This is a genomic window from Pseudochrobactrum kiredjianiae (assembly GCF_030362795.1).
GTDB classification, from domain to species: domain Bacteria; phylum Pseudomonadota; class Alphaproteobacteria; order Rhizobiales; family Rhizobiaceae; genus Pseudochrobactrum; species Pseudochrobactrum kiredjianiae.
The window spans coordinates 317,352-329,449 of the sequence record NZ_JAUCBM010000004.1 but is presented as its reverse complement, the minus strand read 5'-3'; the positions used below and the strand labels follow the sequence as shown (position 1 = coordinate 329,449).

8 protein-coding genes are annotated in these 12,098 nt (G+C 51.5%); 5 read left to right on the top strand and 3 right to left on the bottom strand.

Going from position 1 to position 12,098, the window contains the following annotated elements:
* The first annotated feature begins 42 nt into the window (after window positions 1-42).
* A complete protein-coding gene (locus QUF18_RS10970) occupies window positions 43-2,247 on the top strand; it encodes an RNA degradosome polyphosphate kinase (RefSeq protein WP_289387195.1) in 2,205 nt (734 codons plus the stop codon).
* On the top strand, window positions 2,244-3,767 hold the full coding sequence (gene ppx, locus QUF18_RS10965; RefSeq protein ID WP_289387101.1) for an exopolyphosphatase: 1,524 nt from the start codon (window positions 2,244-2,246) through the stop codon (window positions 3,765-3,767). The genes QUF18_RS10970 and ppx overlap by 4 nt, the downstream gene beginning before the upstream one ends.
* Window positions 3,768-3,802: 35 nt before the next feature.
* On the opposite strand, the gene QUF18_RS10960 is transcribed toward ppx, so the two are convergent.
* Together QUF18_RS10960 and rnd are read right to left on the bottom strand one after the other, a co-directional pair.
* Complete coding sequence (locus tag QUF18_RS10960) at window positions 3,803-4,342, bottom strand: dihydrofolate reductase family protein (RefSeq protein ID WP_289387098.1); 540 nt, start codon at window positions 4,340-4,342, stop codon at window positions 3,803-3,805.
* 2 nt (window positions 4,343-4,344) lie between these two features.
* Window positions 4,345-5,499 carry a ribonuclease D gene (gene rnd, locus QUF18_RS10955; RefSeq protein ID WP_289387097.1) on the bottom strand — a complete coding sequence of 385 codons (1,155 nt, stop codon included), beginning with the start codon at window positions 5,497-5,499 and terminating at the stop codon, window positions 4,345-4,347.
* Between the two features lie 271 nt (window positions 5,500-5,770).
* Here rnd and aspS point away from each other — a divergent pair, with 271 nt between their 5' ends.
* A complete protein-coding gene (aspS, locus tag QUF18_RS10950; protein WP_289387096.1) occupies window positions 5,771-7,558 on the top strand; it encodes an aspartate--tRNA ligase in 1,788 nt (595 codons plus the stop codon).
* Window positions 7,559-7,787: 229 nt separating this feature from the next.
* Here the strand turns inward: aspS and QUF18_RS10945 are convergent, their stop codons facing one another.
* Window positions 7,788-9,017 carry an aq_1923 C-terminal domain gene (locus QUF18_RS10945; protein ID WP_289387095.1) on the bottom strand — a complete coding sequence of 410 codons (1,230 nt, stop codon included), beginning with the start codon at window positions 9,015-9,017 and terminating at the stop codon, window positions 7,788-7,790.
* A 253-nt stretch (window positions 9,018-9,270) separates the two neighbouring features.
* On the opposite strand from QUF18_RS10945, the gene parC reads away from it, so the two are divergent.
* Both parC and QUF18_RS10935 read left to right on the top strand, forming a co-directional pair.
* Window positions 9,271-11,523, top strand: coding sequence for a DNA topoisomerase IV subunit A (parC, locus tag QUF18_RS10940; RefSeq protein ID WP_289387094.1), 2,253 nt, complete (start codon window positions 9,271-9,273; stop codon window positions 11,521-11,523).
* Window positions 11,524-11,616: 93 nt separating this feature from the next.
* Window positions 11,617-12,045: a GNAT family N-acetyltransferase gene (locus QUF18_RS10935; protein WP_289387093.1), complete on the top strand. Its 429-nt coding sequence runs from the start codon at window positions 11,617-11,619 to the stop codon at window positions 12,043-12,045.
* Window positions 12,046-12,098: the final 53 nt, after the last annotated feature.

Sequence of the window (12,098 nt, the reverse complement as noted above, 5' to 3'; positions counted from 1 at the left end):
TCGCTGAAAGAAGCTGAACCTGTGGGTAATGTGCCGGCATTGATGGCCAAAACAGATGTTGTTGCAGTTACATCCAATGTTGCTGATTATACTGTACCTCCTTTGTCTGAGAGCCCCGAGCGCTTTGTAAATCGCGAATTCTCATGGCTGCAATTTAACAAGCGCGTGCTGGCCGAGGCTGTGAATAAGCATCAGCCGCTGCTGGAGCGCGTGCGCTTTCTGTCGATCTCCGCTGCCAACCTTGATGAATTTTTCATGGTGCGCATTGCCGGTCTTGCAGGGCAGGTGCGTGCAGGCGTTGCTACGCGCTCGGCAGATGGCCGCACCCCGCAGGAGCAGCTGGATTTTGTGCTGGCGGAAGTTGCCACGCTGCAGGCCGCACAGCAGGAAACACTGCAAATGCTGCGCAAGGAGCTGGCGCAGGAAAATATCGAGATTATCCGCTCTGACCGTTTGAAGAAAAACGACAAGAAGTGGCTGGAACATCACTTTCTCGATACGATCTTTCCGGTTCTCACACCTTTGTCGCTCGATCCGGCACATCCGTTTCCGTTTATTCCGAATCTCGGTTTCTCGATGGCGCTGCAATTGTCACGCATCACGGATAAGCATCCGATGGTTGCGCTTTTGCGTCTGCCGGTTGCACTGAGCCGTTTTGTGCAGGTGCCGTCAGAAGCCGGAACCTATCGCTTTATTACACTGGAAGATGTCGTCAGCCTGTTCATCGAGCGCCTGTTTCCGGGTTATGAGGTACGTGGTGCCGGTACATTCCGTATTATTCGCGACAGCGATATTGAAGTGGAAGAAGATGCGGAAGATCTGGTGCGCCATTTCGAAACCGCTCTGAAACGCCGCCGTCGCGGTAAGGTCATCAGCATTGAATTTGACAGCGATATGCCGGAAGCGCTGCGGGTCTTCATGACGATGGAGCTTGGTGTCTCCGAGAGCCGTGTCAGTGTTCTGCCCGGATTGCTGGCGCTGACCATGATCTCGGAAGTGGTTGCTATTCCGCGCGATGATCTGAAATTCATTCCATATAATCCGCGTTTTCCCGAGCGCATTCGTGAGCATGGCGGCGATTGCTTAGCGGCAATCCGCGAGAAGGACATTGTTGTTCACCATCCTTATGAGTCGTTTGACGTGGTGGTGCAGTTTCTTCGTCAGGCCGCGCTTGATCCGAATGTGCTGGCGATCAAACAGACACTTTATCGTACCTCGAATAACTCGCCGATTGTGCGTGCGCTGATTGATGCGGCTGAAGCCGGTAAATCGGTAACGGCGCTGGTAGAGTTGAAAGCCCGCTTTGACGAAGAAGCCAATATTCGCTGGGCACGCGATCTGGAACGCGCCGGTGTGCAGGTGGTATTTGGTTTTATCGAATTGAAAACGCACGCAAAAATGTCGCTCGTGGTGCGTCGCGAAGATGATAAGCTGCGCTCTTATGTGCATCTTGGTACGGGTAACTATCATCCGATTACTGCGAAAATTTACACCGACATATCGTTCTTTACTTCTGATGCGGATACGGCGCGGGATGTTGCACATATTTTCAATTTCATCACCGGTTACGCGCAACCTGCGGATGGTATGAAGCTGGCAATTTCACCATTCTCTTTGCGCAAGCGTATTCTCAATCACATTGCCGATGAAATTGAGCACGCTAAAGCCGGTCGTCCGGCCGCCATCTGGCTGAAAATGAATTCGCTGGTTGATCCGCAGATTATTGATGCGCTGTATAGAGCCAGCAGTGCAGGGGTGCAGATTGATCTGGTGGTACGCGGTATTTGTTGCCTGCGTCCGCAAGTACCCGGATTGTCAGACAATATTCGTGCGAAGTCGATTGTCGGCCGTTTTCTTGAGCATTCGCGTATTTATTGTTTTGGCAACGGGCAGGATTTACCGTCCAAAGAGGCCATTGTTTATATCAGCTCAGCCGATATGATGCCGCGTAACCTCGACCGCCGCGTGGAAACGCTGGTGCCTGTTACCAACGTGACAGTGCATCAACAGATTTTATCGCAGATTATGCTTGCAAATCTCTACGATAATCAACAAAGCTTTGAGGTACTTTCAGACGGAACCTCCAAGCGGATGAAACCCGTGGATGGGGAAGAAGCTTTTAACGCTCAGGAATATTTCATGACCAATCCAAGCCTGTCCGGCCGCGGCAAGTCTCTGAAGTCATCAGCACCGCGTTTGATCGCGCGCCACAACCGCGTGCGCGCAGAGCGAAACCGCAACGCATGAGTTTGTCTGTAGCACAGGGCCGTTTAAAAGGTCTGGAGCCGGTTGCAGTTATTGATATCGGTTCCAACTCCGTGCGTATGGTTATCTACGAAGGTATTGTGCGCGCTCCGACAATTTTCTTTAACGAGAAAATTTTGAGCGGGCTTGGCAAAGGGCTGGCTCAAACCGGACGTTTGAATGATAAATCGGTCGCCAGCGCCCTTGAGGCGCTGCGTCGTTTTCGTGCTTTGGCCAAACAGGCCGGTGCAACAAAAATCTATACAATCGCGACTGCCGCAGCCCGTGAGGCTGAAAACGGACCGGATTTTATTGCGCGAGCTGAGGAAATTCTGGGTGAAAGCATCCAGATTCTCTCCGGTCGCGAAGAGGCCTATTATTCCGCTATGGGGATTATTTCCGGCTTTCATCACCCGAATGGTATTGCCGGCGATCTCGGCGGCGGCAGCCTTGAGCTGGTCGATGTGCATGGTGATAACCCGGATAAGGCTATCGGCAGCGGAATCACTTTGCCGCTTGGTGGCTTGCGTCTTCAGGATATGTCCGGCGGTAAGATCACTGAAGCAGCCAAGATCACCCGTAAATATGTCGGCGATGTCTCCTTCCTGAAAGAGGGTAAGGGGCGCACCTTCTATGCGGTTGGCGGTACATGGCGAAATCTCGCCAAACTGCATATGAGCGCCAAACATTACCCGCTGCATGTGATGCATGGCTATGCCATGGATCCGGAAGATGCCTATCATTTCCTCTATCGTGTTGCGCGGTTTGATATTGATCATATGCGCGGCATTGAGGCTGTCTCCAAAAACCGTCGTCAGTTGTTGTCCTATGGTGCGACAGTGCTGATGGAAGTTGTGAAGCGCATGGAACCGGCACAAATTGTCTTCTCGGCATTGGGTGTGCGTGAGGGCTATTTGTATTCGCTGCTTTCCAAGAAAGAGCAGAGGCTTGATCCTTTGCTGTCGGCGGCAGAAGAGCAGGCGGTATTGCGCTCGCGTTCGCCGCGTCATGCCCATGAGCTTGCCGACTGGACTGGCTATGCCTTTGAACAGCTTGGCTATGATGAGACCGAAGACGAAAACCGGTATCGTCGGGCAGCTTGTTTGCTGGCCGATATCAGCTGGCGGGCGCATCCTGACTATCGTGGGCCACAGGCGCTGAATATTATCGCCCATGGCTCTTTCATCGGTATTGATCATCCGGGACGTGCTTACATGGCGCTGGCCAACTATTATCGCCATGAAGGCGTGATGGATGACGATGCCGCGCCGGAAATTATCCGCATTGCTACCCCGCGTTTACGCGAGCGTGCGCGGATTTTGGGGGCCTTGCTGCGGGTGGTTTATCTGCTGTCAGCCTCGATGCCGGATGTGATTCCGCAGCTGAAATGGCGGCAGGAAGGTGATGTTCTGGCGCTGGTGGTGCCTGAGGCCTATCGCGATCTGGTCTCTGAGAGATTGGATAACCGGCTGAATGTGCTGGCTAAGGTAACCGGCAAGACGCTTCGTTTCGTGATCGAATAATTAAAAAGGCCGGATTATTAAATCCGGCCTTTTCATTACATCGCTTTATCAAATTTATATCTGGCTTGAAGTAGCCCGCTTGGAAATGCCTGCTGACCGGTGAGTTTCCACCGGCTAATGGACATGTCGCCTTCAAACAGCCGTACACCTTTGCCGATTGTGGCCGGTACCCAGCTTAAAGTCAGTTCATCAACCAGTCGTTGCTGCAATCCCTGGCGCACAACATTGCCGCCGTCGAGATAGACGTGTTTCAGCCCGCGTGTTGCCAGTTCTGGCAGCAGATCACTGAGTGTGCCGTTAAAGCTGGTTTCACCATAGAGTGGTGTCAGCGGGCGGCTGGTCAGCACGACTACTTGCTTGCCCTCATAAGGCCAGAAGCCGAATGTCAGCACTGTGTCATAGGTATTGCGTCCCATAACCAGCACATCAACATCCGCCATCAGTGCATTGTAGCCGGTATCTTCCGGTGGGTCAGTCTCGACAATCGACAGCCAAGACAAGTCGTTGTCGGGACCGGCAAGATAGCCATCCAGACTGATGCCCAGAAAGACACTGACTTTAATCTTATCACGCATGTTCAATCCAGTGGAACGGCTTTGATCTTGCGGTCTTCAAATTTGATGGCGATCTTGCCTTCAATCATCTGTAGCGCTTTTTCACCGAATAACTCACGGCGCCAGCCTTTAAGAGCCGGTACATCCGCTGCATTGCCCTTGGCCGCAATCTGATCAATATCATCGGAGGAGGCGACGACTTTGGGTGCAACGCCATGATCTTCAGTGATGATTTTGAGCAGCAGCTTCAATACATCCGAGGCTGCTCCTGTGCCTTCCGGTGCATTATATTGCTTCGGCAGGCGCGGCAGATCCTCTTTCGGGATGCACAGCGCTTCATTGATTGCTTCAACCAACCCATTGGCATGGGAAGAACGCTCCCAGCCTTTCGGGATGGTGCGCAAACGCGACAGAGCCTCGGCATCGCGCGGCTGTTGCTGGGCGATTTCCTGAATCGTATCGTCTTTAATCACACGGCCACGCGGCACATTGCGCTCACGCGCAGCACGTTCGCGCCATGCAGCAACCTTCTGCATCACAGCCAGTTCAACAGGCTTGCGCAGTCGGATTTTCAGACGTTTCCATGCATCATCAGGATGCACGTCATAGGTCTCACGCGCAGTGAGAATGCGAATTTCTTCGCTCACCCAGTCGTTGCGGCCCTCGCTGGTCAGCCGGTCTTGCAGATAAAGATAAACATCGCGCAGATGGGTGACATCGGCCAGAGCATAGTCCAGCTGTTTGTCGCTCAACGGACGGCGGCGCCAGTCGGTAAAGCGGGACGACTTGTCCAGATTAACGCCTGTGATGCGCGCAACCAGCTGGTCATAGGAGATCGCATCGCCAAAACCGCAAACCATTGCTGCAACCTGTGTATCAAACACCGGTTCAGGGATTAGGTTTCCGAGATGGAAAACGATTTCTATGTCCTGACGGGCAGCGTGGAAAACTTTGACGACAGCTTTATCCGCCATCAGGGCGAAGAAAGAGCTGAGATCAATGTCCGGTGCCAGCGCATCCACCAATGCAGTCGTGTCCGGTGATGCCATTTGGATCAGGCAAAGCTCCGGCCAGAATGTGGTTTCACGAATGAATTCGGTATCCACAGTGACAAAATCAGATTTTGAAAGCTGTGAAACGGCCTTTTCAAGACCCTGTGTTGTCGTAATCAGTTCCATATTTTTTCTATAACCAATCACAATTGCTTTGTCGCGGAAAACTAAGTCTAAAAACTACATATCTTGTGACTTTACTACAATTCTGAAGGCGGTGCTGCCTGTTGCTCACGGGCAAGAGCAGTTATAGAGCATTTAGAATGAGTCAATTTGGCTGTAGAATGGTCTGGCACTTGACTTTTTGCGGCCAAAATGCGCTTGTCCGTCAACATGAAAAATCAGATTTTTGATCTTTGATTTTACGTTTATTACCACTCTTCTGAAGGCAGAAAACATGCATCGTTACCGCAGCCATACCTGCGAAGCCCTCCGCAAGTCGGATGTCGGCCAGACAGTTCGTCTTTCCGGCTGGGTTCATCGTGTCCGCGATCACGGCGGTATCCTTTTTATTGATATTCGTGACCATTATGGCCTGACCCAGATCGTTGCTGATCCGGACAGCCCGGCATTCAAAATTGCCGAAACCGTTCGCGGTGAATGGGTGATCCGTGTTGATGGTGAAGTCACAGCCCGTGCTGGCGATGCCGTAAATCCGAATCTGCCGACTGGTGAAATCGAAATCGTTGCCAAAGAGATCGAAGTTCTGGCCGCTGCCAAAGAACTGCCTCTGCCGGTCTTTGGTGAGCAGGAATATCCTGAAGATATCCGCTTGAAATATCGCTTCCTTGATCTGCGCCGCGATACGCTGCACAAGAACATCATGAAGCGTACCAAAATCATTGGCGCGATGCGCCGTCATATGAATGATATTGGTTTCAACGAATTCACAACGCCGATTCTGACCGCGTCTTCGCCAGAAGGTGCGCGTGACTTCCTCGTGCCGAGCCGTATTCACGAAGGTCAGTTCTATGCGCTGCCACAGGCGCCGCAGCAGTATAAGCAGTTGTTGATGGTGGCCGGTTTTGACCGCTACTTCCAGATCGCACCTTGCTTCCGCGATGAAGATCCGCGTGCCGACCGTCTGCCGGGCGAATTCTACCAGCTCGATCTGGAAATGAGCTTTGTCACTCAGGAAGAAATCTGGGAGACAATGGAACCGGTTATGCGCGATATTTTCACTGAATTTGCCGAAGGCAAGCCAGTGACGCAGAACTTCCGTCGTATTGCTTATGATGATGCAATCCGCACCTATGGTTCGGATAAGCCTGATCTGCGTAACCCGATTGAAATGCAGGCTGTGACTGATCATTTCGCCGGCTCCGGTTTCAAGGTTTTCGCAAACATGATTGCGAATGATCCTAAAGTTGAAGTCTGGGCGATCCCTGCAAAAACCGGTGGCTCACGCGCATTCTGCGATCGCATGAACTCATGGGCACAGGGTGAAGGTCAGCCGGGTCTCGGCTATATCTTCTGGCGCAAAGAAGGCGATAAGCTGGAAGGTGCGGGCCCGATTGCTAAGAATATCGGTGAAGAGCGCGTTGAAGCAATCCGTACCCAAATGGGTCTGGAAGATGGCGATGCCTGCTTCTTCGTTGCCGGTCTGCCGTCGAAATTCTACAAATTTGCCGGTGATGCGCGTAACCGCGCCGGTGACGAGCTGAATCTCACTGACCGTGATCGTTTCGAGCTGGCCTGGATCATCGACTTCCCATTCTATGAGTGGGACGAAGATAACAAGAAGCTCGACTTCGCACACAACCCGTTTTCGATGCCGCAAGGTGGTCTGGAAGCGCTGGAAACACAAGATCCGTTGTCACTCAAAGCCTATCAGTACGATCTGGTCTGTAACGGCTTTGAAATTGCATCCGGTTCGATCCGTAACCAGTTGCCGGAAGTTATGGTCAAAGCCTTTGAAAAGGTTGGTCTGAGCCAGCAGGATGTTGAAGACCGCTTTGGTGGCCTTTATCGCGCATTCCAGTATGGCGCGCCTCCGCATGGTGGTATGGCTGCCGGTGTTGATCGTGTGGTTATGCTGCTTGTTGGCGCGAAGAACCTGCGTGATATCTCGCTGTTCCCGATGAACCAGCAGGCTGTTGATCTGCTTATGGGCGCACCTGCAGAAGTAACACCGGCTCAGCTGCGTGATCTGCACATCCGTGTGAACCCGATCAAAAAAGACTAATCTGTTTCCGGATTAGATGATTTAAACGCCGTGTCTGATAAAGACGCGGCGTTTTTTATTACTCAATATGCAAGCAATAAAAAACCCGGCTCAGAGCCGGGTTTTTTTTAGAGCGTGTTCCGATCTGATTAGATCAGATCGGCGCTCTAATTATTTGTTTTAACGCGCATTTTTTCCGAAAACCGTTTCACACTTTTCGGGATGCGCTTTAATCAAAGTTCAGCAGAGATTACTGATTAGCTGTCAGCTTAACAGCCAGCAGATCAATAAGCTTCTTAGGATCAGCAGTCGCAGTCGCAGCAATCAGAGCGAAGGATACAGGTGCATCAGGCTTCGCAGCGATTGTCAGGGACTTAGGGTCATCCAGATAGGTGTTGATGGCAGTTGTTGCCTGCATCGCGAAATCTGCATGACCGAGATAGCCAACCATCAGAGGTGCAATACCTTTAATCTGGTTGACCATGTCTTCGCTGCTGATGCCCTGCTGCTTGCCGTAATATTCAAGCAGTTTTGGGGTGAGGGATGCATCATCATAGCGGAAGGACATGCCGCTGATCGAAAGCTGCTGGATCAGGCCAAGCATAGCCATGCCTGCAACGTCGCTGTTTTCTTTATTTTCGTTGATCTTTTTGTTGGCTTCCTGAAGAGCCTTGATGAATTTGGCATCATAGCCGCCCAGCTTGAGCGTGGTGTCAAATTTACCGAGGTCAGCAACATCGAACTCGAATTTGTCCATAGCCAGGTCGCCTTTTTCAGGTTCCCAGGAGCCGGTTGAGCTGATTGCCATTTTCAGCTGCTTGTAGCCGAGGTCGAGCATTGGATTCGGAGTTGCTTCTGCTTCGCCTGCTTCGGCTGCTTTGCGAACTTTTTCCATTTTCTCAATGTCGAGATCAATGGATTTTACACCAAATTCGTACGTCATCGCTGTGCCTTTGGTATAGGCAGAGGAATTCGCGAATACGTCTTTGACATTGACCATTTCCTGGCCATCTTCAGCAACAACCAGGCTGTCGATCTTGAAGTTCTGATAAGCCATCATCTTGGCAATAACGTCTTCTTCATTATCGGCAGCGAGATAAATTTTGCCAATTTCGATGCCTTTAACGTCGATTTTGGTCTTGTCTTTGGTGTTGGAGAAGTCCTGCAGAGTTGCAGTTTCTGCAGTATAGGCGCCTTTGCCATCTTCCGCGACATCTTTCAGAACGATATCGCCAACAGACATTTCACCGATTTCCGAATTCGGAACAGTGACTTTGGTATCACGCAGAGTTACGGTTGTGCCGTCTGTTTCGACTTTGCCAAACTCAACTTTCGTGCCCTGTTCCTCAAAACGAGCCTGCAGACGCTTTGCAACATCATTTCCGTCCAGCGCATAAGCTGAGCCGGCAAAAATTACAGTGAGTGCTGTAGCAACGGAAAGAGTGCGGGCAGCTGTATAAAGCGGTTTCATAACCGGCATAAGAAGGCTCCTTGGGTGTTTGCCTATATTTACATACGAAATACTGTAATTGCCTATAACATGACAATTTTGTCTTTTTCGTAACAGCGAGTTTATTTCACTGCAAGTCACACTTCGGTATCAGATAAAATCTGCTGTCATAATCGTTGTATTTTTGACGAGATAACGAGAATAATGCGGAAAACCGGCCTAGTTGCTGTGTGTAAACGCATCTTGACTTGCCGCAGAATCAGCCGCTTGCTAACCATATTCCATGGGTAAAAATCTGATTCCGCCATCGGGCGGCGATGATCACGTCGAAACGGTTGATCTGAAATCGGCGCTTGAAGAGCGCTATCTGGCTTACGCGCTGTCCACGATCATGCATCGTGCGCTGCCGGACGTGCGCGATGGTTTGAAACCGGTTCACCGCCGTATCATGCATGCTATGCGTCTGCTGCGTCTTAATCCGGGCAGCTCCTATGCCAAATGCGCGCGTATTGTCGGTGATGTGATGGGTAAGTTCCATCCGCATGGTGACGCGTCGATCTATGATGCGCTGGTGCGTCTGGCGCAGGATTTCGCGGTGCGTTATCCGCTTGTCGACGGGCAGGGCAATTTCGGGAATATTGACGGCGATAATGCCGCTGCCATGCGTTATACGGAAGCCCGTATGACCGAGGTGGCATCGTTGCTGCTCGAAGGCATTACGGAAAATGCCATTGATTTCCGCCCGACCTATAATGAGGAAGATCTGGAGCCGGTGGTTCTGCCGGGTGCATTCCCTAATCTTCTGGCTAACGGCTCTGCCGGTATTGCTGTTGGTATGGCGACCAATATTCCGCCGCATAATGTGGCAGAGCTTTGCGACGCCGCATTGCTGCTGATCCGCAATCCGCAGGCAACGGTTGAAGAACTGGTGCAGCTGGTGCCGGGGCCTGATTTGCCAACCGGCGGTATTCTGGTTGAGCCTAAAGAGAATATTCTTGAAGCCTATCGCACCGGCCGCGGCGCTTTCCGCGTGCGTGCGAAGTGGGAAAAGGAAGATCTCGGTCGCGGCACATGGGTCGTGGTGATTACGGAAATTCCGTATCAGGTGCAGAAATCACGTCTGATTGAGAAGATCGCGGAGCTGCTGCTGGCGAAAAAACTGCCGCTGCTTGACGATATCCGTGATGAGTCGGCAGAAGATATCCGCATTGTGCTGGAGCCGAAAAACCGCACAGTCGATCCTGAATTGCTGATGGAATCGCTGTTCAAGCTGACTGAGCTTGAAAACCGCGTTTCCCTGAACATGAACGTGCTTTCCCATGGCAAGGTGCCGAATGTTCTCTCATTAGGTGGCGTGCTGAAGGAATGGCTGGAACATCGTAAAGACGTTCTGCAACGCCGCTCCAAATACCGTCTGGACGAGATCGAAAAGCGCCTTGAAATTCTGAGTGGTTATCTGATCGCTTATCTCAATCTGGATGAGGTTATTCGCATCATCCGTGAAGAGGATGAGCCGAAACAGGAACTGATGCGGGTTTTCAGCCTTTCCGATATGCAGGCTGAGTCTATCCTGAATATGCGTTTGCGTTCCTTGCGCAAACTGGAAGAGTTTGAAATCCGTAAGGAATTTGATGGTCTGACCGCTGAAAAAGCACAGCTTGAAGAATTGCTGGGTTCGGAAATCAAGCAGTGGAAGGCGATCAGCGGCGAGGTGAAGAAGGTTCGTGAAACTTACGGACCTGAAACACCGCTGGGTAAGCGCCGCACGCAATTTGCCGATGCACCAAGCCATGATCTGGAAGATATTCATCAGGCAATGATCGAGCGTGAGCCGGTCACGATTGTGGTGTCTGAAAAAGGCTGGATGCGCGCCATGAAGGGGCATCTGCCGGACTTCTCCACGCTGTCCTTTAAAGAAGGCGATAAGCTGAAACTGGCTTTCCATGCGGAAACGACAGACAAGATTGTTGTCGCGACCACCGGCGGTAAGTTCTTCACTATCGGCGCTAACACCCTACCGGGTGGGCGTGGTCATGGTGAGCCGATCCGTATCATGGTCGATATGGATAATGATCAGGATATTCTGACCGCCTTTGTACATGATGCTAGCGCGAAATTGCTATTGGCGTCTCATGAAGGTTATGGCTTCATGATCAATGAGAGCGAAGTGATTGCGAATACCCGCAAGGGCAAGCAGATCATGAATGTAAAACTGCCGGATGAGATGAAACTCTGTCAGCGCGTGAGTGGTGATATGGTGGCCGTCGTTGGTGAAAATCGCAAAATGCTGGTCTTCCCGTTGGCGGAGCTGCCGGAATTGTCGCGTGGTAAAGGCGTGCGTCTGCAGAAGTATAAGGATGGCGGCATATCCGACATTCGTACTTTTGCGATTGATCAGGGGCTGACCTGGCAAGATTCGGCAGATCGTACATTCACACGCAGCAAAGACGAATTGCAGGAATGGGCGGCCGATCGCGCGACTGCGGGACGCATGGTACCGAAAGGTTTCCCGCGCACCGGTAAGTTTACATCGTAAAAACAAGGTTTGGGTAAGAACAAAGTTTGGGCGGACTCTGGCAGGGAAGAGCCCGCTCGAAGCATATTATTGAATGGGAAGAGTGACTTAATTATGCCGGTTGAATCAAAATATCAGGTCTTGCATCAGGTGCCGGATGCGCAAACTTATTGCCATTTGCGCTCTGCAAGTGGTCTCAGTCCGAAAACGAGAGAAGCTGCCGAGCGCGGGCTTCTGGGAACATTATTCGCTGTGCAGATTATGGATGGTGATAAGGTTGTAGGGATGGGGCGCGTCATTGGTGACGGCGGCTGTACTTATCAGGTCTGCGATATTGCAGTACTGCCTGAACAGCAGGGGCAGGGGCTCGGCAAACTCATCATGACTGAGATTATGGCCTATCTCGATGAGAATGCGCCAGAGAGTGCTTATGTCAGCCTGATCGCTGATGGTCCTGCTGCCCAGCTTTATACCAAATATGGCTTCGCACCGGTGACGCCTGCATCTATCGGTATGGCGTTTAAGGTTGGACGTAAGGCTTAGAGCGCCTTGTTCCGGACTTGGCATACAAAGGCCGCTCTAACACTATAAAGTCA